This window comes from Pseudomonas parafulva (genome assembly GCF_000800255.1).
Classification (GTDB): Bacteria; Pseudomonadota; Gammaproteobacteria; order Pseudomonadales; family Pseudomonadaceae; genus Aquipseudomonas; species Aquipseudomonas boreofloridensis.
Window position 1 is genome coordinate 618,873 of sequence record NZ_CP009747.1, and the last position, 20,089, is coordinate 638,961.

General features: G+C 64.8%; 21 protein-coding genes. 10 read left to right on the forward strand and 11 right to left on the reverse strand.

The window, feature by feature from the left end; all coding sequences use genetic code 11:
• The first annotated feature begins 157 nt into the window (after positions 1–157).
• Both ttcA and NJ69_RS02740 read left to right on the forward strand, forming a co-directional pair.
• Complete coding sequence (gene ttcA / locus NJ69_RS02735) at positions 158–982, forward strand: tRNA 2-thiocytidine(32) synthetase TtcA (RefSeq protein ID WP_029612927.1); 825 nt, start codon at positions 158–160, stop codon at positions 980–982.
• A gap of 4 nt (positions 983–986) precedes the next feature.
• Positions 987–1,658, forward strand: a complete 672-nt coding sequence (locus NJ69_RS02740) for a DNA-3-methyladenine glycosylase I (protein WP_039576038.1) — start codon at positions 987–989, stop codon at positions 1,656–1,658.
• A gap of 17 nt (positions 1,659–1,675) precedes the next feature.
• Here NJ69_RS02740 and NJ69_RS02745 read toward each other — a convergent pair whose 3' ends face one another.
• The 3 genes from NJ69_RS02745 to arsC are packed head-to-tail and all read right to left on the reverse strand — an operon-like array spanning position 1,676 to position 3,037.
• The gene (locus NJ69_RS02745; protein WP_039576039.1) at positions 1,676–2,089 is read right to left on the reverse strand and encodes a DUF2069 domain-containing protein; all 414 of its coding nucleotides are present in this window, start codon (positions 2,087–2,089) and stop codon (positions 1,676–1,678) included.
• Positions 2,082–2,687 carry an NAD(P)H:quinone oxidoreductase gene (gene wrbA / locus NJ69_RS02750; protein WP_039576041.1) on the reverse strand — a complete coding sequence of 202 codons (606 nt, stop codon included), beginning with the start codon at positions 2,685–2,687 and terminating at the stop codon, positions 2,082–2,084. The genes NJ69_RS02745 and wrbA overlap by 8 nt, the downstream gene beginning before the upstream one ends.
• Complete coding sequence (gene arsC / locus NJ69_RS02755; RefSeq protein ID WP_039576043.1) at positions 2,684–3,037, reverse strand: arsenate reductase (glutaredoxin); 354 nt, start codon at positions 3,035–3,037, stop codon at positions 2,684–2,686. Before arsC ends, wrbA begins: the two co-directional genes overlap by 4 nt.
• Positions 3,038–3,124: 87 nt before the next feature.
• On the opposite strand from arsC, the gene NJ69_RS02760 reads away from it, so the two are divergent.
• Positions 3,125–3,589, forward strand: a complete 465-nt coding sequence (locus NJ69_RS02760) for a TlpA disulfide reductase family protein (protein WP_039576045.1) — start codon at positions 3,125–3,127, stop codon at positions 3,587–3,589.
• A 72-nt stretch (positions 3,590–3,661) separates the two neighbouring features.
• On the opposite strand, the gene NJ69_RS02765 is transcribed toward NJ69_RS02760, so the two are convergent.
• The 4 genes from NJ69_RS02765 to NJ69_RS02780 are packed head-to-tail and all read right to left on the reverse strand — an operon-like array spanning position 3,662 to position 8,299.
• Positions 3,662–4,066, reverse strand: a complete 405-nt coding sequence (locus NJ69_RS02765; RefSeq protein ID WP_039576047.1) for an META domain-containing protein — start codon at positions 4,064–4,066, stop codon at positions 3,662–3,664.
• A complete protein-coding gene (locus tag NJ69_RS02770; protein WP_039576049.1) occupies positions 4,063–4,500 on the reverse strand; it encodes a hypothetical protein in 438 nt (145 codons plus the stop codon). The genes NJ69_RS02765 and NJ69_RS02770 overlap by 4 nt, the downstream gene beginning before the upstream one ends.
• A gap of 25 nt (positions 4,501–4,525) precedes the next feature.
• Positions 4,526–5,515 carry a 2-hydroxyacid dehydrogenase gene (locus NJ69_RS02775; RefSeq protein WP_039576051.1) on the reverse strand — a complete coding sequence of 330 codons (990 nt, stop codon included), beginning with the start codon at positions 5,513–5,515 and terminating at the stop codon, positions 4,526–4,528.
• A gap of 27 nt (positions 5,516–5,542) precedes the next feature.
• Complete coding sequence (locus tag NJ69_RS02780; RefSeq protein WP_039576052.1) at positions 5,543–8,299, reverse strand: response regulator; 2,757 nt, start codon at positions 8,297–8,299, stop codon at positions 5,543–5,545.
• A 239-nt stretch (positions 8,300–8,538) separates the two neighbouring features.
• Between NJ69_RS02780 and cysM the strand changes: the two genes are divergently transcribed.
• The 5 genes from cysM to NJ69_RS02805 all read left to right on the forward strand — a co-directional run bounded on the left by cysM (position 8,539) and on the right by NJ69_RS02805 (position 14,623).
• Entirely contained in the window at positions 8,539–9,438 is a 900-nt protein-coding gene (gene cysM, locus NJ69_RS02785) for a cysteine synthase CysM (RefSeq protein ID WP_029612915.1), read from the forward strand.
• Positions 9,438–10,802 (forward strand): 23S rRNA (uracil(1939)-C(5))-methyltransferase RlmD, encoded by a 1,365-nt coding sequence (gene rlmD / locus NJ69_RS02790; protein WP_039576054.1) that lies wholly within the window; start codon positions 9,438–9,440, stop codon positions 10,800–10,802. The genes cysM and rlmD overlap by 1 nt, the downstream gene beginning before the upstream one ends.
• Positions 10,803–10,898: 96 nt before the next feature.
• Positions 10,899–13,139 carry a GTP diphosphokinase gene (gene relA / locus NJ69_RS02795; RefSeq protein ID WP_029612913.1) on the forward strand — a complete coding sequence of 747 codons (2,241 nt, stop codon included), beginning with the start codon at positions 10,899–10,901 and terminating at the stop codon, positions 13,137–13,139.
• Positions 13,140–13,223: 84 nt separating this feature from the next.
• Complete coding sequence (gene mazG, locus NJ69_RS02800; protein ID WP_039576056.1) at positions 13,224–14,057, forward strand: nucleoside triphosphate pyrophosphohydrolase; 834 nt, start codon at positions 13,224–13,226, stop codon at positions 14,055–14,057.
• Positions 14,058–14,083: 26 nt separating this feature from the next.
• The gene (locus NJ69_RS02805; protein WP_029612912.1) at positions 14,084–14,623 is read left to right on the forward strand and encodes a DUF2058 domain-containing protein; all 540 of its coding nucleotides are present in this window, start codon (positions 14,084–14,086) and stop codon (positions 14,621–14,623) included.
• A gap of 44 nt (positions 14,624–14,667) precedes the next feature.
• On the opposite strand, the gene NJ69_RS02810 is transcribed toward NJ69_RS02805, so the two are convergent.
• The 4 genes from NJ69_RS02810 to purM all read right to left on the reverse strand — a co-directional run bounded on the left by NJ69_RS02810 (position 14,668) and on the right by purM (position 17,449).
• Positions 14,668–14,850 (reverse strand): hypothetical protein, encoded by a 183-nt coding sequence (locus tag NJ69_RS02810; protein ID WP_029614650.1) that lies wholly within the window; start codon positions 14,848–14,850, stop codon positions 14,668–14,670.
• A 168-nt stretch (positions 14,851–15,018) separates the two neighbouring features.
• A complete protein-coding gene (locus NJ69_RS02815) occupies positions 15,019–15,729 on the reverse strand; it encodes a DUF3108 domain-containing protein (RefSeq protein ID WP_029614649.1) in 711 nt (236 codons plus the stop codon).
• A gap of 8 nt (positions 15,730–15,737) precedes the next feature.
• On the reverse strand, positions 15,738–16,391 hold the full coding sequence (purN, locus tag NJ69_RS02820; RefSeq protein WP_039576059.1) for a phosphoribosylglycinamide formyltransferase: 654 nt from the start codon (positions 16,389–16,391) through the stop codon (positions 15,738–15,740).
• The gene (gene purM / locus NJ69_RS02825) at positions 16,391–17,449 is read right to left on the reverse strand and encodes a phosphoribosylformylglycinamidine cyclo-ligase (RefSeq protein WP_039576061.1); all 1,059 of its coding nucleotides are present in this window, start codon (positions 17,447–17,449) and stop codon (positions 16,391–16,393) included. Before purM ends, purN begins: the two co-directional genes overlap by 1 nt.
• Before the next feature lie 277 nt (positions 17,450–17,726).
• Between purM and NJ69_RS02830 the strand changes: the two genes are divergently transcribed.
• Positions 17,727–18,791: a DUF2066 domain-containing protein gene (locus tag NJ69_RS02830; RefSeq protein ID WP_039576062.1), complete on the forward strand. Its 1,065-nt coding sequence runs from the start codon at positions 17,727–17,729 to the stop codon at positions 18,789–18,791.
• A 12-nt stretch (positions 18,792–18,803) separates the two neighbouring features.
• Positions 18,804–19,877 carry an AI-2E family transporter gene (locus tag NJ69_RS02835; protein WP_039576063.1) on the forward strand — a complete coding sequence of 358 codons (1,074 nt, stop codon included), beginning with the start codon at positions 18,804–18,806 and terminating at the stop codon, positions 19,875–19,877.
• Positions 19,878–20,089: the final 212 nt, after the last annotated feature.

A 20,089-nucleotide genomic window follows, 5' to 3' on the forward strand; every position in this document is an offset into this window, starting at 1 on the left:
GTAATTCTCCTGGCTCGCCATTATGCCGCAAGCCATCGGCGGCCGACGAGCCGCCGGTCAGCCTCGGCATGGCGCTGCTGATCAGAAGGCCCTACGCCTGGGCTCGGTTTGCAGGTAAAATGCTCGGCTTTTGTCACACCTCGCGGATTCAAGCGCTATGGGCACCCTCTCGGTCAACCAGAACAAACTGCAAAAACGCCTGCGTCGTCTCGCTGGCGAAGCCATCACCGACTACAACATGATCGAGGATGGCGACAAGGTCATGGTCTGCCTGTCCGGGGGCAAGGACAGCTACACCATGCTCGACGTTCTGCTGCACCTGCAGAAGGTGGCGCCGATCAGCTTCCAGATCGTCGCGGTGAACATGGACCAGAAGCAGCCGGGCTTTCCCGAGCATGTGCTGCCTGCCTACCTGAAGACCTTGGGCGTCGAGTATCACATCGTCGAGAAAGACACCTATTCGGTGGTCAAGGAACTGATCCCCGAGGGCAAGACCACCTGCTCGCTGTGCTCGCGCCTGCGCCGGGGCACCCTGTACACCTTTGCCGATGAAATCGGCGCGACCAAGATGGCGCTCGGTCATCACCGCGACGACATCGTCGAGACCTTCTTCCTCAACATGTTCTTCAACGGCGCGCTCAAGGGCATGCCGCCGAAGCTGCGCGCCGACGACGGTCGCAACGTGGTGATCCGTCCGCTGGCCTACTGCAGCGAGAAGGACATCCAGGCTTACTCGGACATGAAGGAATTCCCGATCATCCCGTGCAACCTGTGCGGCTCTCAGGAAAACCTGCAGCGCCAGGTGGTCAAAGACATGCTGGTGGAGTGGGAGCGCAAGCACCCAGGACGCACCGACAGCATCTTCCGCGCGCTGCAGAACGTCGCGCCGTCGCAACTGGCCGACCGCAACCTGTTCGACTTCACGGGCCTGAAGATCGACGAAAGCGCCACGCCGCGCTTTCTCGATGTGCTGAACGTCTGATCCGATGCGCGACTATCAGTGGCTGCACACGTACTGCCTGAATCGCTTCGGCTCGGCCAAGGCGCTCGAAGCCTTCCTGCCGCAACCGCGCTCGGCCGCCCAGTTGCGCGCCCTGCCGGATGATCGCTACCTCTCGACCCTGGCGCTGCGGGTCTTCCGAGCCGGGCTCAAGCACAGTCTGGTGGATGCCAAGTGGCCCGCGTTCGAGCAGGTGTTCTTCGGCTTCGACCCGGAAAAGGTGGTGCTGATGAGCGCCGAGCACCTGGAGCGGTTGATGCAGGACACCCGCATCATCCGCCACTTGGGCAAGCTCAAGAGTGTGCCGCGCAACGCGCAGATGATCCTCGACGTGGCCAAGGAAAAGGGCAGCTTCGGCGCGTTCATCGCCGACTGGCCCGAGAGTGACATTGTCGGCCTGTGGAAGTACCTGGCCAAGCATGGCAACCAGCTCGGTGGGCTGTCGGCGCCGCGCTTTCTGCGCATGGTCGGCAAGGATACCTTCGTGCCCACCGAAGACATGGCCGCCGCGCTGATCGCCCAGAAGGTGATCGACAAGGCGCCGACCAGCCAGCGCGACCTGGCGTTGGTGCAGGAGGTGTTCAATCGCTGGCACGAAGAAAGCGGGCGGCCGCTGTGTCAGTTGTCGGTGATGCTGGCCCATACTGTCAATCACTGAGACGGCGAGGCGGGCGCCTACCGACCTTCGCCCGCCATACGCCGTTCGAACTGGAACTTCCAGCGCACGAACAGCAAGGCGCTGACGAACAGCGCCAGGCTCACCAGCACTTCGATCCAGCCGAACAGCGCCCTGGCCGGGTCGAAGGCCGCCAGCACACCCTTGATGAAATAGAGGTTCACCACGAAGCAGGTCCAGGCATGTGCCCGGGCGCTGCCGATCAGCATGCCGGGCAGCAACAGCAGCAGCGGCACCAGCTCGATGGCCAGGATCACCGCGACGCGGGCGCCGTGCAGGTCGGCGAACCACACATCGTTCACCACCAGCAGGGCGATCAGGCCACAGAAGCAGGCCAGCGCCAGTGCGCGGGTCAGGCGCAGGCGTGGAGCCAGCCAGTCGAGTGTCGGCAGTACCTTGGGTTTTTTAGCCACGTGCGTGACTCAGCGCCTTGGCCGTGCTCGCCAAGCGTTGGCCCAGGGCGCGGCACAGGGCGATTTCGTGCTCGTCCAGCTCGCGCTTGCCATCGGCGCCGGCATGGTGACTGGCGCCATAGGGCGTGCCGCCGCCACGGGTTTCCAGCAAGGCGGACTCGCTGTAGGGCAGGCCGGTGACCAGCATACCGTGGTGCATCAGCGGCAGCAGCATCGACAGCAGGGTGGTCTCCTGGCCGCCGTGCAGGCTGGCGGTGGAGGTGAACACGGCCGCAGGCTTGCCCACCAGTTCGCCACCCAGCCATAGGCTGCTGGTGCCGTCGAGGAAGTACTTCAGCGGCGCTGCCATGTTGCCGAAGCGGGTCGGGCTGCCCAAGGCCAGGCCCGCGCACTGGCGCAGGTCGTCCAGGTTGGCGTAGAGCGCGCCGCTGGCGGGGATGTCCGGCGCCACGGCTTCGCACTCGGTGGAAATGGCCGGTACGGTGCGCAGCCGCGCTTCCAGCCCGGCCATTTCGACGCCGCGGGCGATATGCCGGGCCATCTCGCTGGTGGAGCCGTGACGGCTGTAGTACAGCACCAGGATGTAGGGTTCGCTCATGGCAAGAGCTCCAGGACGTTTTCCGGGGGACGGCCGATCACGGCCTTGTCGTCGGCGACGAGGATCGGGCGTTCGATCAGTTTCGGATGCTGGACCATGGCCTCGATCAGTTGTGCATCGCTGAGGGCGGGGTTGGCCAGGCCCAGGGTCTTGAATTCGTCTTCGCCGCTGCGCAGCAACTGGCGCGCGCCGATGCCGAGCTTGCCGAGCAGCGCGTGCAGGGTGGCCGCATCGGGCGGGGTTTCCAGGTAGCGCACGATGGTCGGTGCCAGGCCGCGGGCTTCCAGCAGTTCCAGGGCACCACGGGATTTCGAGCAGCGTGGGTTATGGTAGAGGGTCAGTTCGGGCATGACGGGTCGCATCCAGCTGGGTGTGGCGGCTATTCTACCCGCTGCGTCCGACATTTCATGCTTTAAAACTTCGAGAAGGATTGACCCATGGCAAGGCGTTTGGCGGCTGCACTGGCGATCACCGCGAGCCTGTTGCTCGGCGGCTGCGGTGCAGACTACGGCGTGGACCAGCACGGCAACACGGTAAAGGCCGAGCAGCTCGACGGGCACTGGCTGGTGCTCAACTACTGGGCCGAGTGGTGCGGTCCGTGCCGCACGGAAATCCCGGAACTGAACAGCGCGGCCCAGCAGTGGCAGGCGCAGGGCATCAAGGTAGTGGGGGTGAACTTCGATGGCCTGCAGGGCGACGATCTCAAGCAGGCGGCCCAGGCGCTCGGCATCGAATTCACCGTGCTGGCGCAGGATCCTGCCGAGCACTACGAGTTGCCGCGCAGCGAGGCGCTGCCGGTGACCTACATCATCGATGACAAGGGCAAGGTGCGCGAGCAGTTGCTCGGCGAGCAGACGCTCGAAGGGCTCCAGGCCAAGATCAAGGCATTGAAGGGAGCCTGACGGTTATCAGGGCTGCTGCGCAGTCCATCGCGGGTCGACCGGCGATGGCGTGCTTGGCAGCCCTGAATGACTTCAGTCTTCGTCAGCCCAGAAGCGCAGGGGCTTGCCTTCGGCAGGCCACAGGCGGATCTGCTCGATGCTCGAGACATCCCAGCGCTGCACGCTCTGCAGCGCTTTCAGATAGCGTTCTTCCTGCTCCATCAGTGCCGGGGCGCACAGCTTGCGGGTCTTGCCGACCTGGCCGAAGCTGAGCCGCTCGCCGTTCTGCGTGTAGCTGGCGAACCAGTGGTTGCAGCCGGCGGTGCCATAGGCGCGACCATCGTCGGCCAGGGTCAGGGTCAGGTGACTGTTGTCGATCAGCGGGCGTTCGCCGATCCATTCCAGGACATAGCTACGCTCGTGCTGCAGCTTCGAAGGCTCGGCGGCGCAGCCGAGCAGACCACCGAGCAGCGCCGCGCAGGTCAACAGATGCTTCATTGGGCGCCTGCCTGGCACTGACGGCACAGGTGACGCTCGCCTTCGCTGCGCCAGCCCAGTTCGGCGATGCGGGCGCTGGCGGCCGGTTGGCGGGCCTTCTTGCCCAGTTTGGCGTCGACGGCGAACTCGAAGTCGAGCACGGCTTCGCACTGGTCGCACTTGACCTGCCAGGTGAGGATTTCCAGCTCGTTGAACACCGGGCCGCTGGCCACGGCAACCCACTGGCCGCGCGGGTTGATCAGGTGGCGCACGCTTTCGACGGTCAGGCGCATGGACAGGTCCTTGCTGCCCTTGAGGGTGACCAGCAGGGCGTCGCCCTTGTGCATCGAGCCGCCGTTGCCGGTCACCTGGTAGCGACCTGGCACCAGGGCGCGGCATTCGATCAGGGTGTGTTGCGGGTTGAAAAGGGTGTAGCGGAAATCGTGCTCGACCATGGGTCCTCCAGAAATGCCGCGTATCCTAACCCGTGACGGTGTTGCGCGCATCGCCTGCCGCCCAGTGGAGCACGTTGTCCAGCGTGGTGGCAGCGATCGCCGCCAAGGCTTCCTGGGTGAGGAAGGCCTGGTGGGCAGTGACGATGACGTTGGGGAAGGTCAGCAGGCGGGCCAGTACGTCGTCCTGCAGCGGCTGGTCGGAGCGGTCCTCGAAGAACAGCTGCGCTTCTTCCTCGTAGACATCCAGGCCCAAGTAGCCGAGTTGACCGTTCTTGAGCGCGTCGATCAGCGCCGGTGTGTCGACCAGCGCGCCGCGTCCGGTGTTGATCAGCATGGCGCCTGGCTGCAGGCTGGCCAGGCTGCGGGCGTTGATCAGGTGACGGGTGGCGTCGGTCAGCGGGCAGTGCAGGCTGATGATGCGCGACTCGCTGAGCAGCTCGGGCAGCTCCAGGTAGCGGGCCCCCAGTGCCAGCAACTCGGGATTGGGCTGCGGGTCGTAGGCCAGCAAGCGACAGCCGAAGCCGGCCATGATGCGGGCGAAGGTCGCGCCGATCTGTCCGGTGCCGACCACGCCTACGGTCTTGCCATGCAGGTCGAAGCCGGTCAGCCCGTGCAGGGTGAAGTCGCCGTCGCGGGTGCGGTTGTAGGCGCGGTGCAGGCGACGGTTGAGCGCCAGGATCAGCGCGACCGCGTGCTCGGCCACGGCGTGCGGCGAGTAGGCTGGTACCCGCACCACGGTCAGTCCCAGGCGCGCCGCTGCGGCCAGGTCCACATGGTTGTAGCCGGCCGAGCGCAGGGCGATCAGGCGGGTGCCGCCGCTGGCCAGGCATTCCAGTACCTCGGCATCCAGCTCGTCATTGATGAAGGCGCAGACCACGGCGAAACCTTGCGCCAGCGGTGCCGTGTCCAGGGTCAGGCGAGCGGGTTGAAAGTGCAGTTCCAGGCCGCTGTCGAGGGCGGCCTGGCTGAAGCTTTCCTGGTCGTAGTGCTGGCTGCTGAATAACAGGATGCGCATGCGCGATACTCCTTCGGCAATCGGTTGTCAGGCGCTCAAGTGCGCCTGTTGCGCCAGACGCTCGATGGCCAGGTCTAACTCGTCTAGCGCCTGGGTGGTCTGTGGGCTGTCCTGCTTGAGCAAGGTCTCGGCGCGCTGGCAGGCCGCACGCAGTTGCGGCACCCCGCAATAGCGCGAAGCCCCGTTGAGGCGATGCACGCGCTCGATCATCGCCGCGCGGTCACCCAGCTCGCGCGCGCTGGCGATGGCCTGACGGTCGCCCTCCAGCGACGCCAGCAGCATGGCCAGCATGTCGGCGGCCAGGTCCGCTTTGCCGGCTGCCAGGCGCAGGCCTTCCTCGTGATCCAGCACCAGCAGTTCGCTGCTGTCGGGCAGGCGTTCGCTGGCGCGCTCTGGCGGCGGCGTGCCGAGGTTCAGCCCGGTCCATTTCATCACCACCTGGGCCAGTTGGCGCTCGCTGATCGGCTTGGTCAGATAATCATCCATGCCGCTGTGCAACAAGGCGCGCTTTTCATTGGCCATGGCGTGCGCGGTGAGGGCGACGATGGGCAACGGCGGATCGTTCTGGCGCGTTTCCCAGTCGCGGATCTGTTCGGTGCAGGCGCAGCCGTCCATGCCCGGCATCTGCACGTCCATCAGCACCAGGTCGAAGGGCGCAGCCTGGACTGCCTCCACCGCCGCGAAGCCGCTGTCCACCGCGACCACTTGGGCGCCCATGTCCTCGAGCAGGGTTTGCACCAGCAGCAGGTTGGCCGGGTTGTCGTCGACGCACAGGATGCGCGGCAGGCGCGTGCCGATGCCCTGGCGCACATCGACGTTGGGGCGACTCGGTTGCATCAGCTCCAGCAGCAGGCGCCGCAGCTTGCGGGTGCAGGTGGGCTTGGACAGCAGTTGGCCGTGGCCATTGGGCAGGAACGGGTGGTACTGCGCCTGCTCGGTGGTCGGGCACAGCACCACGCATTGGCAGCCCAGGCGCTCGAGCTGCTGGTGGTACTGGCCGAGGCGTTCCGGCGCGAGGATGCCGAGGTGGGCGCCAAGCACCGCCAGTTCGAACGGTTGCCCGGCCTGACTGGCCGCCTGTACCCCTTGCAGCAGTTGGTCGAACGAGCCGAACAGACTGACACTCAGGCCGCAATCCTCCAACTGATGCTGCAATGCCTGGCGCGCCAGTTCATGCCCATCGACGATCGCGGCGCGGCGACCGATCAGGGCCTGCAGCGGCAAGGCGTCGGTATCGTCATGGGCCTTGGGCAAGTTGAGGTTGATCCAGAACTGCGAGCCTTCGCCGGGTGTGCTGTCGACGCCGATTTCGCCGCCCATCTGCTCGATCAGGCGCTTGGAGATCACCAGTCCCAAGCCGGTACCGCCGGGCTGGCGAGACAGCGAGTTGTCGGCCTGGCTGAAGGCCTGGAACAGCGCGCGCACGTCCTGCGGTGACAGACCGATGCCGGTGTCCTGCACGCTGATGCGCAACTGTGCGGTGTCCTCGTGTTCGTCCTCGACCATGGCGCGCACGACGATGGTGCCTTCGCGGGTGAACTTGATGGCATTGCTCACCAGGTTGGTGAGGATCTGCTTGAGCCGCAATGGGTCGCCGATCAGCGACAACGGCGTGTCGCGGTAGACCAGGCTGACCAGTTCCAACTGCTTGGCGTGGGCGGCGGGCGCCAGGATGGTCAGGGTGTCCTGGATCAGGTCGCGCAGGTTGAACGGAATGCTGTCGAGCACCAGCTTGCCGGCTTCGATCTTGGAGAAGTCGAGAATTTCGTTGATGATGCCCAGCAGGTTGTCGGCCGATTTCTCGATGGTGCCCAGGTAGTCGAGCTGGCGCGGCGTGAGCTCGCTCTTTTGCAGCAGGTGGGTGAAGCCGAGGATACCGTTGAGCGGGGTGCGGATTTCGTGGCTCATGTTGGCGAGGAATTCGGACTTGATGCGGCTGGCCTCCAACGCTTCCTTGCGCGCCATGTCCAACTCGATGTTCTGGATCTCGATGGTTTCCAGGTTCTGGCGCACGTCCTCGGTGGCCTGGTCGATGCTGTGCTGCAACTCCTCGTGGGCATTGTGCAGGGTCTCGGCCATGCGGTTGATGCCGGCAGCCAACTCGTCCAGCTCGACGCTGCCCATCGGTGGCAGGCGTTCTTCGAGGTGGCCTTCCTTGAGCTGGGTGACGGCATGCTTGATGCGCCCGATCGGGCCGTTGATCGCCCGGCTCATGCGCAGCGCCAGCAGGGCGTTGAGGCTCAGGCAGGCAAGGATCAGCAGCAGGCTGGTGAACAGGTTGCGGTAGCCGCGCAGCAGGGTGCCGTCGTGGGACAGTTCGATCTCGACCCAGCCCAGCAGGCGTTCGCGCTCGTCCGGCACCGCCGCGGTGGCCAGGTCGCGGTGATGGCCGAACACCGGCATCAGATAGCGCGTGGCGTCGTTGCCGCTGCGTTGCAGCAGTTGCGTGCCGGTGCCGCCGCTGGGTGGTGGGTTGAGCATGCTCGGGCCTGCGTGGGCCAGGCGTGAGCGGTTCGGGGCGAGGAACGCCACCGCGCGCACATCGGCTTGTTCCAGCGCCTCGGCGGCGATCCGCTCCAACTGCGCCGGCGTGTTCTGCGCCAGGGCTGGCGCGGCCAGCGGGGCCAGTTGCTCGGCGATCATCTTGCCGCGTTGCAGCAGTTGGCTGCGCAGTTCGTTCTGCTGCAGCCAGGTGAAATAACTGCCCAGCACCAGCGCCATCAGCCCGGCGGGCAGGAGGGCCAGCAGCAGGACGCGGCTTCTGATTCCCAAACGATCGAGCACACTGGTCTCCTGTCATGTGCGGGCGGGCCGTCCACGCAGGACGGCGAGCAGGCTGAACGTTACTCCGCGTTCGGCCCCAATGCACTGGGTTTGTGCACCTCGGTGTTGAGCGGGATCACGCAAGAACGCGCTGGAGCGATATAGCTGAATGCTATAGACCTCAACGATTGCGTGATATGGCCAAACCGGCTTTGCCGGTATGATAGTCGCCCCTGCCGTCCTGATTGCGAAACACGCCCATGACCCTGCAGTACCCAACCATCGCCGACTGCGTCGGCAACACCCCGCTGGTGCGCCTGCAGCGCATGGCCGGGCACACCAGCAACACCTTGCTGCTCAAGCTCGAAGGCAACAATCCTGCCGGTTCGGTCAAGGATCGCCCGGCGCTGTCGATGATCGCCCGAGCCGAACGGCGCAACCAGATCAAGCCCGGCGATACGCTGATCGAGGCCACCTCCGGCAACACCGGTATCGCCCTGGCCATGGCCGCAGCGATCAAGGGTTACAAGATGATCCTGATCATGCCGGACAACTCCACCGCCGAGCGCAAGGCCGCCATGACCGCCTACGGCGCCGAGCTGATCCTGGTGTCCAAGGAGGAGGGCATGGAAGGCGCGCGCGATCTGGCCGACAAACTGCAGGCCGAAGGCCGCGGCCTGGTGCTCGATCAGTTCGCCAATGGCGACAATCCCATCGCGCACTACACCAGCACCGGCCCGGAGATCTGGCAGCAGACCCAGGGCGGCGTGACCCATTTCATCAGTTCCATGGGCACCACCGGCACCATCATGGGCTGTTCGCAGTACCTCAAGGAGCAGAACCCGGCGGTGCAGATCGTCGGTCTGCAACCGATGGAAGGTTCGGCCATCCCCGGTATTCGCCGCTGGCCTGAGCAGTACCTGCCGAAGATCTTCGACGCCACGCGGGTGGATCGAGTGGTCGACATGTCCCAGGAAGAAGCCGAAGCGACCATGCGCCGGCTCGCCCGCGAAGAGGGCATTTTCTGTGGCGTGTCCTCTGGCGGTGCGGTGGCGGCGATGCTGCGTCTGTCCCGAGAAGTGGAAAATGCCGTGATGGTCGCGATCATCTGCGACCGCGGCGACCGCTACCTGTCCACCGGCCTGTTCGACGCGACCTGATGTCCAGAAAGAAAAGCACCAGCAGCAACCTGCGCTTCCAACCTGCCGGCGGCGATCGCCGCGCGCAGGTGCCCGTGGGCAAGAAACAGCGCCTGGACATCGAGCGCCTGGCCGGAGACGGTCGTGGCATCGCCTTCGTCGAGGGGCGCACCTGGTTCGTCAGCGGCGCCTTGGCGGGCGAGGCGGTCGAGGCGCGGGTGCTCAGTGCCCGCGGCAAGATCGTCGAAGCGCGCCTGGAGCGGGTGCTGCAAGGCAGCCCTGAACGTCGCGAAGCGCCGTGCCGACACTACGCCCGTTGCGGTGGCTGCACCGTGCAGCACCTGCCGCATGCCGCGCAGTTGGCGCTCAAGCAGCGTCAGTTGGCCGAGCAGTTGCAACGGCTGGCGGGTGTCCAGCCAGAGGCGTGGGCCGCGCCATTGGCCGGGCCGGAGTTTGGCTACCGCCGCCGCGCACGCCTTGCCGTGCGCTGGGACGCCAAGGCCCGCGAGCTGCAGGTCGGTTTTCGTGCCGAGGCCAGCCAGGACATCATCGCCATCGACGATTGCCCGGTGCTGGTACAGCCCTTGCAGGCGATCCTGCGCCATTTGCCGACCGTGCTGCGCAGCCTGAGCACGCCGCAGGCCCTGGGGCATGTCGAGCTGTTCAGCGGCAGCGCCGAGTCGGTGCTGGTGCGTCATGTGTCCGCGTTGCCCGAGCAGGATGTGGCGCGGTTGCAGGCGTTCTGCCAAGAAGCCGGGGCGCAGCTCTGGCTGCAGGGCGAGGGCGAGCCTGCGCCCTGCGATCCCGCCTCCAGGCTGGGTTTCAGCCTGGCACCCTGGGGGCTGGAACTGGCCTGGCGGCCGGGCGACTTCGTCCAGGTCAATGCGCAGGTCAACACGCAGATGATCGAGCAGGCGCTGGCCTGGTTGAACGTGCAGCAGGACGAGCGGGTGCTGGACCTGTTCTGCGGCCTGGGCAACTTTGCCCTGCCGCTGGCACGTCAGGCGCGCGAAGTGGTCGCGGTGGAGGGCGTGCAAACCATGGTTGACCGCGCCGCCGCCAACGCGCAGGCCAACGATGTGCATAACGTGCAGTTTTTTCAGGCCGATTTATCGCAGTCGCTGGCTGCTGCCGAGTGGGCCGCCGAGGGCTTTTCTGCGGTACTCTTGGACCCACCTCGCGACGGTGCCCACGAGGTGGTGCAAGGCATCGCCCGGCTCAAGGCCCGGCGATTGGTGTATGTATCGTGCAACCCCGCGACGCTGGCGCGAGATGCGCAGGTGCTGGTCGGCCAGGGGTACCGGTTAAAAAGGGCCGGGATTCTCGACATGTTTCCTCAGACGGCCCATGTCGAGGCCATGGCGTTATTCGAAGCGGGCCAGTAACGGCTGGCCCCTTGGTAGCGCTTCCACGGAATGGAAGCGGTACGGTTGATTGCCAGTGCGTCCGTTGGGCGCGCTGTATGGAAAGGTAAACGAAACATGGTACAGGTGAGAGTGCACCAGCCGGTCAACACCGACGGCAGTATCAACCTCGATGCATGGCTCGATCATGTGGTGAGCGTCGATTCGGCGCTGGATCGCACGGCCCTCAAAGAGGCCTGCGATTTCGCCCAGGACGTCGAGAAGAAGGGCAACCCCGCCAAGCACTCCTGGGCCGACGGCACCTCGAGTTTCCAGGCGGGCCTGGAAATCGCCGAGATCCTCGCCGACCTCAAGCTCGACCAGGATTCGCTGGTCGCCGCCGTGATCTATCGCTCGGTGCGCGAGGGCAAGGTGACCTTGGCCGAGGTCGGTCAACGTTTCGGGCCCGTGGTGTCCAAGCTGGTCGACGGGGTGCTGCGCATGGCGGCCATCAGTGCCAGCCTCAGTCCGCGCCAGTCGCTGGTGCTCGGCTCCCAGGCCCAGGTGGAAAACCTGCGCAAGATGCTGGTGGCGATGGTCGATGACGTGCGTGTGGCGCTGATCAAGCTGGCCGAGCGCACCTGCGCCATCCGTGCGGTGAAGTCTGCCGATGACGAAAAGCGTCTGCGCGTGGCCCGCGAGGTGTTCGACATCTATGCACCGCTGGCCCACCGCCTGGGTATCGGCCACATCAAGTGGGAACTCGAAGACCTTTCGTTCCGCTACCTGGAGCCCGACCAGTACAAGCAGATCGCCAAGCTGCTGCACGAGCGAAGGCTGGACCGCGAGCGGTTCATCTCCGATGTGATGAACCAGTTGCAGAACGAACTGCTGGCCACCGGCGTCAAGGCCGACATCAGCGGCCGGGCCAAACATATCTATTCGATCTGGCGCAAAATGCAGCGCAAAGGCCTGGAATTCAGCCAGATCTACGACGTGCGTGCGGTGCGCGTGCTGGTCCCGGAAATCCGCGACTGCTACACCGCGCTGGGTATCGTCCACACCTTGTGGCGGCACATTCCCAAGGAATTCGACGACTACGTCGCCAATCCCAAGGAAAACGGCTACCGCTCGTTGCACACGGCGGTGATCGGCCCCGAGGGCAAGGTGCTCGAAGTGCAGATCCGCACCCACGGCATGCACGAAGAAGCCGAACTGGGCGTCTGTGCGCACTGGAAGTACAAGGGCACCGACGTCAAGTCCAGCTCCAACCATTACGAAGAGAAAATTTCCTGGTTGCGCCAGGTGCTGGAGTGGCACGAGGAACTCGGCGACATTGGCGGCCTGGCCGAGCAACTGCGGGTCGACATCGAGCCGGACCGGGTCTACGTGTTCACCCCCGATGGCCACGCCATCGACCTGCCCAAGGGCGCCACGCCGCTGGATTTCGCCTACCGCGTGCACACCGAGATCGGCCATAACTGCCGAGGCGCCAAGATCAACGGGCGCATCGTGCCGCTGAACTACAGCCTGCAGACCGGCGAGCAGGTGGAGATCATCACCAGCAAGCACGGCAGCCCGAGCCGTGACTGGCTGAACTCCAACCTGGGCTACGTCACCACCTCGCGGGCGCGGGCCAAGATCGTCCACTGGTTCAAGTTGCAGGCGCGCGACCAGAACGTCGCGGCCGGCAAGACCCTGCTCGAGCGCGAGCTCAGCCGCTTGGGGCTGCCGCAGGTCGACTTCGAACGCCTGGCGGAAAAGGCCAACGTCAAGACTGCCGAAGACCTGTTCGCGGCCCTGGGGGCTGGTGATCTGCGCCTGGCTCATCTGGTCAACGCCGCCCAGCAGTTGATCGAGCCGGAGCGCATCGAGCAGGTCGAGTTGATTCCGCGCGCGGCGCGCGGCACCCGTGCCGGCAAGCGCAGCGACATCCAGATCCAGGGGGTCGGCAACCTGCTCACGCAGATGGCGGGCTGCTGCCAGCCGCTGCCGGGCGATGCCATCGTCGGTTACATCACCCAGGGGCGCGGGGTGAGTATCCACCGCCAGGATTGCGCCTCGGTGCTGCAATTGGCTGGCAAGGAACCCGAGCGCATCATTCAGGTGAGCTGGGGGCCGATTCCGGTGCAGACCTATCCGGTCGATATCGTCATCCGCGCCTACGACCGGCCGGGGCTGCTGCGCGATGTGTCGCAGGTGCTGCTCAACGAGAAGATCAACGTGCTGGCGGTCAACACCCGGTCGAACAAGGAAGACAACACCGCGCTCATGTCGCTGACCATCGAGATTCCCGGCCTGGATGCATTGGGGCGCCTGCTCGGGCGCATCTCGCAACTGCCGAATATCATCGAGACGCGGCGTAATCGCACGCCCTGAGACCGTACCCCCTTGTCAGGCTGACCCCGCCCCAGTGGGCGCGGGGTCAGCCGCGATGAAACCGCCACCGAAGGACTTGCCCCCATGACTTACGCCCTGGACGACCTGCTGCACCTCATGGCCCGTCTGCGCGACCCGCAGTTCGGTTGCCCGTGGGACGTGGAGCAGGACTACGCCAGCATCATCAAGCACACCCTCGAGGAAGCCTACGAGGTGGCCGATGCCATCGAGCAGGGCGATCTGGTCCAGTTGCAGGGCGAGCTCGGCGACCTGCTGTTCCAGGTGGTCTACTACAGCCAATTGGCGCGCGAGGACGGGCGGTTCGATTTTGCTGACGTGGTCGATTCGATCACCCGCAAGCTGATCCGTCGTCATCCCCACGTGTTCCCAACGGGCGACTTGTACGCACCCGTCGATGCCCCGCGCCTGAGCGAAGCGCAGGTCAAGGCGCGCTGGGAGCAGATCAAGGCCGAGGAGCGCGCCGAGAAGAGCACGCCTGAGCAGTTGTCGTTGCTCGACGATGTGCCGGCCGCCTTGCCGGCGCTATCGCGTGCGGCCAAACTGCAGAAGCGCGCCGCCACCGTCGGTTTCGACTGGCCCGAAGCGCTGCCGGTGCTGGACAAGGTCCGAGAAGAGCTCGACGAGGTGCTGCAAGCGATGGCCGAGGGCGATGCCCTGGCGCTGGAAGATGAAGTCGGCGACCTGCTGTTCGCTGCCGTGAACCTGGCTCGCCACCTCAAGTTGGACCCAGAAAACGCCCTGCGTGGCGCCAACCGTAAATTCGAACGACGTTTTCGCTTCATCGAGCAGGCACTGCGCGACGCCAGCCGCCCGATCGAAGCCTGTAGCCTTGACGAGCTGGACGCCCTCTGGGGCGAAGCCAAGCGTCAGGAAAAGAACCTGCCCAGCTGCGGCTGAGCCGATGCATAAGTGAGTGAACACCCATGAGCCTTTCCCTTCGCGATCAATTGCTCAAGGCCGGTCTGGTCAACCAGAAGCAGGTCTCCCAGACCAACAAGGCCGAGAAGAAACAGAAACGCCTGCAGCACAAAGGCCAGTTGGAGGTCGATGACAGCCAGCAGCGCCAGGCCAAGGAAGCCATGGCCGAGAAGGCCAGGAAAGACCAGGAACTGAACCGTCAGTTGCAGGAGAAGGCCGAGCAGAAGGCGCGTGCCGCCCAGGTCAAGCAACTGATCGAGGCCACCCGGCTGCCGAAGCTCAATACCGAGGACTACTTCAACTTCGTCGACGACAAGAAGGTCAAGCGCATCGCCGTCAATGCCCTGATGCGCAGCAAGCTGAGCAATGGCTCGTTGGCGATCGTTGCCCATGGCGGCGGCTATGAAGTGATTCCTCGCGAAGCCGCGGTGAAGGTCCAGGAGCGTGCGCCACAGCGCATCCTGCTGCTCAACACCCATGTCGAGGAAGCTGACGAGGACGATCCGTACGCGGCCTACAAGATCCCTGACGATCTCATGTGGTAAATGACGAAAACCCCGCCGAGGCGGGGTTTTTCGTGAATGGGCACTTACTGCGTGCGGCGCTGGTTCTCGAGGGTCTCGAGCTCCTGGCGGTACTGATGGGCTTGGTGCTCGTCATGGAACATGCCGACCAGTTGGCCCTGCTGGTGCACATCCCAGATCCGCACGCCAGCGGCCAGGCCTTCGTGGGACATTTTCGATTCGTCGCGTTCGGTTACTTGGACAGTCATCGGTAAACTCCACTTTCGTTGGTCTGCGACACTGTGTCGCACACCCTCTTTATAGAGTTTGTTAGCAGGCTAAGTAAATAAAACGACGATGAAACAATGTTCATCAATGTGCGGGGAACAAAACAAAGCCCCGCACAGGGCGGGGCTTGGGAAACAGCACAGAGGCGATCAGCTGCCTTTTACCGACTTGCCGTCGACCGTGCCGTCCTGCAGCACGATCACGTATTCCTTGCCATCGGTCTCCACCTGGCGCAGTTGCACCAGCAGGTAGTCCCAATCCTTGGCGAACCACAGCTCGGTGATACGTTTGCTTTGGCTTGGATCGCGGACACGCTCCACTTTCACGGCATCGACCTGACCGGTCTTGGTGGCGACCTTCTCGGTGCCCAGCACGCGGAAGTCGTAGGTGTCGATCTCGTCACCGTCGACCACTTGGTAGGTCATGCTCTTCTTGCCAGCCGCCACGTCATGTTGCAGCGCCAACTGGTAGGACGACTTGTCCAGCACGCCACGGTTGAGCGGCAGGCTGATGGCATCACCACGGTCGCTACCGGTGACTTTCTTGCTGCTCCAGTCGAAATCCAGGTCGACTTTCTTGGCCTTGCCCAGGCCGCCGCGTTCGAAGTGATACTTCTGCGGCAGCAGGGTGTCGTTTTCCATGCGCACCGTGCTCTGCTCGGTGAGGCTGGCGATCATCATGGAGGCTTTGAAATTGAGGTCCCAGGTGCCGTTGGCATTCTTGACCAGGCTGCGCTCGGCGGTACCGCTCATGGGCAGTTGTTTCCAGTCGGCAGTGTAGCTGGCCGAGAAGGGCTTCAGGTCAGCTGCCTGGAGCGGCAGGGCAAGCACGGCGAGAGCCAAAAACAGGGCGCGACGCATACATTCTCCTAGGGTCGAATCAAGTGGCCGCTGGCCGCCAGCGGCTGGCCATCCAGTAATGCACCGTGATCGCCCAGGCGCAAGCGTCCTTCAGCGAACCAGCGCACTGCCAGCGGATAAATCTGATGTTCCTGTCGGTGGACCCGTTGTGCCAGGCTCTGCGCATCGTCGCCTGGCGCGACCGCTACCACAGCCTGTACGACCAAGGGCCCGCCGTCGAGTTCCTCGGTGACGAAATGAACACTGCAACCGTGTTCCGTGTCGCCGGCCTCCAGCGCCCGCTGATGGGTATGCAGCCCCTTGTACTTGGGCAGCAGCGAGGGGTGGATGTTGAGCAGTCGGCCGTGGTAGTGGCGCACGAAGCCGCCACTGAGGATGCGCATGAAACCGGCGAGTACCACAAGGTCGGGAGCATAGCTGTCGACCAGGTGCATCAGCGCCGTATCGTACGCTTCACGCCCGGCGAAGCCGCCGTGTTCGAGCACGGCGGTGTCGATCCCGGCGGCGCGGGCACGTTCCAGCCCATAGGCGTCGGCGCGGTTGGCGATCACCGCGCCGATTCGCGCCGGGCTGCCCTCGGCGCGGTTGCTGTCGATCAGCGCTTGCAGGTTGCTGCCGGACCCCGACAGCAGGACGACCACATTGCAGGACTTGCTCGGCATCAGTGTGCCTTGAGGTTGTGCAGCTCGACCTGCGCGGCGCCTTCGGCGGCCACGTCGATGCGACCGATCACCCAAGGCTGCTCGCCGGCCTGGCGCAGTACGGCCAGGGCGCCATCGACCTGGTCCTGGGCCACGCAGATGACCATACCTACGCCGCAGTTCAGCACGCGGTGCATTTCATGCTCGTCGACATTGCCTTTTTCCTGAAGGAAATCGAAGACTGCCGGACGCTGCCAGCTGGCCACATCGACCACGGCCTGGGCGCCTTTTGGCAGCACGCGCGGGATGTTGTCGAGCAGGCCGCCGCCGGTGATGTGGGCCATGGCCTTGACCGCGCCGGTCTTCTTGATCAGTTCCAGCAGCGGCTTGACGTATATGCGCGTCGGCGCCATCAGCAGGTCGGCCAGCGGCTTGCCGTCGAGTTGGGTGTTGTCGATGTCGGTGTTGGACACTTCGAGGATCTTGCGGATCAGCGAGTAGCCATTGGAGTGCGGGCCGGAGGAGGGCAGGGCGATCAGGGCGTCGCCGGTGACCACTTTCGAGCCGTCGATGATTTCCGATTTTTCCACCACGCCGACGCAGAAACCGGCCAGGTCGTAGTCTTCGCCTTCGTACATGCCGGGCATTTCGGCGGTCTCGCCACCGACCAGCGAGCAGCCGGCCAGTTCGCAGCCGGCACCGATGCCGGTGACCACGGTGGCCGCGACGTCGACGTTGAGCTTGCCAGTGGCGTAGTAGTCGAGGAAGAACAGCGGCTCGGCGCCGCACACTACCAGGTCGTTGACGCACATAGCGACCAGGTCCTGACCGATGCTGTCGTGTTTGTTCAGGTTCAGCGCCAGGCGCAGCTTGGTGCCGACGCCGTCGGTGCCGGACACCAGCACGGGCTGCTTGTAGCCGGCCGGGATCTCGCAGAGGGCGCCGAAGCCGCCCAGGCCACCCATGACTTCAGGGCGTGCGGTGCGCTTGGCCACGCCCTTGATGCGTTCGACCAGTGCTTCGCCGGCGTCGATGTCTACACCGGCGTCCTTGTAGCTCAGGGAGGGTTGCTTGCTCATTGATCCAGGCCTTTAGAGGGAGGGATTCAGGAAAACGACCAGCGCGGCCAAGGCCGGCTTCGAGGGCGGCGGCTGCCTGTACGTGACTGGTCTGCGAAGGCGCGCGATTTTATCAGGGTTGCCCGGCAGCGGCCATCCTCCATTGAACGGCCGGTGGCAACCGCCAGGCGGCGAGCTATAAGAAAAGACAGGCGGTATCGCCGTGCGCTTTTGCTTGCCGCTGACCGCTCGCAGCTTGTAGCTTCTGCGAGGAACGTCACCTGGACAGGAATTCTTCATGCGTTTTTTTCATTACCTGGCAGTGGCCTGTGCAGGCCTGATCGCCGTGACGGCGCAGGCCGAGACCGTTTCGGGCCTGTATCAGGTTCGTGAGCCTGTCGAGGGCCAGGGCAGCGAGGCCCGTACCCAGGCCACCAGCAAGGCGCTGGATACCCTGGTGCTGCGCCTGACCGGCGACCCGAAGGCGATTCAGAATCCAGCCGTGGCCGCACTGCGCAAGGATCCGCGGCAGATCATCAATCAGGTCGGCAACGAGGCCGGCCCGCCCGAGGCGGTGGTGGTCGAATTCGATCCCGGCAGCACCGAGCGCGCCTTGCGCCAGGGCGGTCTGGCGCTGTGGGGCAGCAATCGGCCGTCGATCCTCGGGTGGTGGTTGAACGACACCGTCGAGGGCAGCAGTCTGGTGGGCGATGGCCAGACTAGTGCCGAACCGCTGCGCCAGGCCGCCCAGCATCGTGGCCTGCCCTTGCGCCTGCCGTTGGCCGACCTGCAGGAGCAACTGGTGGCCAATGCCAAGCAGCTCGAAGGCAAGGATCCGGCGCCGCTGCGCGAGGTCTCCGAGCGCTACAACGCCGATGCCTTGCTGGCTGTGCACGCCCAGGAAACCGACGGCAAGTGGCAGGGCAAGTGGCAGTTGTGGTTGGGCGACCAGCGCGAGCAGGGCAGCGCCGAGGGCGCCGATCAGGCGGCGTTGGCCGACGCCGTGATGCTGGCGATCAGCACCCGCTTGGCGCCGCGCTATGTCGTGCGGCCCGGGACGAGTAGCGAACTGCAGGTGCAGGTACAGGGCATGAACCTGCAGCGTTACGCCGAACTGGGACGGGTGCTCGAGCCTTACGGTCCGCGACTGCAGGCAGCCGAGGGCGACACACTCACCTACGCCGTCAGCGGCAATCGCGAGCAGTTGCGTGCCCAATTGGGTCTGGCGCACCTTCAAGAGGTGCCTGCCGAGCAGATCGCGCCTGTCGCGCCGACGCCTGCGCCGCAAACCGCGTCCGGTCAGCCAGGCGCAGCGCAGCCGGTTGCGCCGGCTGCGTTCGATGGCCTACGTTTTCGCTGGTAAGGAGTGTCGACGATGACCGATATGCGCCGTTGGGCCTGGCTGGGCGTGGCCTTGTTGATCGCCCTGTTGTTGTTCCTGCTGCACAACATCCTCTCGCCATTCCTCATCGGCATCCTGCTGGCGTACCTGGCCGACCCGCTGGTCGACCGCCTCGAACGACTGGGGCTGTCGCGCACCTGGGGCGTGGTGGTGGTGTTCGGCCTGTTCACCCTCATCTTCCTGGCATTGTTGCTGGTGCTCGTACCGATGCTGGCCAAACAGTTGGTGCGCCTTTATGAGCTGACCCCACAGATGCTCGACTGGCTGCAGCATGTGGCGCTGCCCTGGGTGCAGAGTCGTTTGGGCCTGGCTGACGGGTTCTGGAAGTTCGACAAGATCAAGGCCGCCATCGGCGAGCACATGGGGCAGACCACCGATATCGTCGGCGTCGTGCTGTCCCAGGCCACCGCCTCGAGCCTGGCGCTGATCGCCTGGCTGGCCAACCTGGTGCTGATCCCGGTGGTGGGCTTCTACCTGCTGCGCGACTGGGACCTGATGATGGCCAAGTTGCGCAGCCTGTTGCCGCGCCAGCGCGAAGAGCAGGTGGTCGGGCTGGCGGGCGAATGCCATGAAGTGCTGGGCGCCTTCGTTCGGGGTCAATTGCTGGTGATGCTGGCCCTGGGCGTGATCTACGCCGCAGGCCTGTCGTTGCTGGGGCTGGAGCTGGGGCTGTTGATCGGACTGCTGGCAGGGCTGGCGGCCATCGTGCCGTACATGGGCTTCATCGTGGGGATTGGCGCGGCGCTGATCGCCGGGCTGTTCCAGTTCGGCGGCGACCTGTACCCGATGCTGGGTATCGTCGCGGTGTTCATGGTCGGCCAAGCTTTGGAAGGCATGGTGCTGACGCCGCTGCTGGTGGGCGATCGCATCGGCCTGCATCCTGTGGCGGTGATCTTCGCCATCCTCGCCGGCGGCGAGCTGTTCGGCTTCACCGGCGTGCTGTTGGCGCTACCGGTGGCGGCGGTGATCATGGTGTTGCTGCGCCATGCCCACGACCTTTATAAAGAGTCGGACATGTATGGCGCGGACATCGACCCGCAACTCTAGCCGCCTGCGCGCCCGGCCTGCGTGCCGGGCGTCCCTCGCCCCTGGGACAAAGCGCCACCTTGACGGGCGCATCGGCAATTTGTTTGTGCTGGCATTTCAGTTACAATCCGCAACCGTTTCAGCCCACCCGCGTCAATCAGACCAAAGGCTGTCGCGCTCTAAGGGTTCTCTGGCTGCCGAATAATGATCACAAAAAGCCTGCGCTGAAGAAC

Excerpts from the sequence above, each read along its gene's own strand:
- wrbA (WP_039576041.1), bottom strand. The coding sequence starts at position 2,687 with ATGAGCGAACCCTACATCCTGGTGCTGTACTACAGCCGTCACGGCTCC.
- NJ69_RS02805 (WP_029612912.1), top strand. The coding sequence starts at position 14,084 with ATGAGCCTTTCCCTTCGCGATCAATTGCTCAAGGCCGGTCTGGTCAAC.
- NJ69_RS02770 (WP_039576049.1), bottom strand. The coding sequence starts at position 4,500 with ATGGTCGAGCACGATTTCCGCTACACCCTTTTCAACCCGCAACACACC.
- NJ69_RS02775 (WP_039576051.1), bottom strand. The coding sequence starts at position 5,515 with ATGCGCATCCTGTTATTCAGCAGCCAGCACTACGACCAGGAAAGCTTC.
- purN (WP_039576059.1), bottom strand. The coding sequence starts at position 16,391 with ATGCCGAGCAAGTCCTGCAATGTGGTCGTCCTGCTGTCGGGGTCCGGC.
- mazG (WP_039576056.1), top strand. The coding sequence starts at position 13,224 with ATGACTTACGCCCTGGACGACCTGCTGCACCTCATGGCCCGTCTGCGC.
- ttcA (WP_029612927.1), top strand. The coding sequence starts at position 158 with ATGGGCACCCTCTCGGTCAACCAGAACAAACTGCAAAAACGCCTGCGT.
- NJ69_RS02835 (WP_039576063.1), top strand. The coding sequence starts at position 18,804 with ATGACCGATATGCGCCGTTGGGCCTGGCTGGGCGTGGCCTTGTTGATC.
- arsC (WP_039576043.1), bottom strand. The coding sequence starts at position 3,037 with ATGCCCGAACTGACCCTCTACCATAACCCACGCTGCTCGAAATCCCGT.
- rlmD (WP_039576054.1), top strand. The coding sequence starts at position 9,438 with ATGTCCAGAAAGAAAAGCACCAGCAGCAACCTGCGCTTCCAACCTGCC.
- NJ69_RS02830 (WP_039576062.1), top strand. The coding sequence starts at position 17,727 with ATGCGTTTTTTTCATTACCTGGCAGTGGCCTGTGCAGGCCTGATCGCC.
- NJ69_RS02740 (WP_039576038.1), top strand. The coding sequence starts at position 987 with ATGCGCGACTATCAGTGGCTGCACACGTACTGCCTGAATCGCTTCGGC.
- NJ69_RS02815 (WP_029614649.1), bottom strand. The coding sequence starts at position 15,729 with ATGCGTCGCGCCCTGTTTTTGGCTCTCGCCGTGCTTGCCCTGCCGCTC.
- NJ69_RS02810 (WP_029614650.1), bottom strand. The coding sequence starts at position 14,850 with ATGACTGTCCAAGTAACCGAACGCGACGAATCGAAAATGTCCCACGAA.
- relA (WP_029612913.1), top strand. The coding sequence starts at position 10,899 with ATGGTACAGGTGAGAGTGCACCAGCCGGTCAACACCGACGGCAGTATC.
- NJ69_RS02765 (WP_039576047.1), bottom strand. The coding sequence starts at position 4,066 with ATGAAGCATCTGTTGACCTGCGCGGCGCTGCTCGGTGGTCTGCTCGGC.
- NJ69_RS02760 (WP_039576045.1), top strand. The coding sequence starts at position 3,125 with ATGGCAAGGCGTTTGGCGGCTGCACTGGCGATCACCGCGAGCCTGTTG.
- cysM (WP_029612915.1), top strand. The coding sequence starts at position 8,539 with ATGACCCTGCAGTACCCAACCATCGCCGACTGCGTCGGCAACACCCCG.
- purM (WP_039576061.1), bottom strand. The coding sequence starts at position 17,449 with ATGAGCAAGCAACCCTCCCTGAGCTACAAGGACGCCGGTGTAGACATC.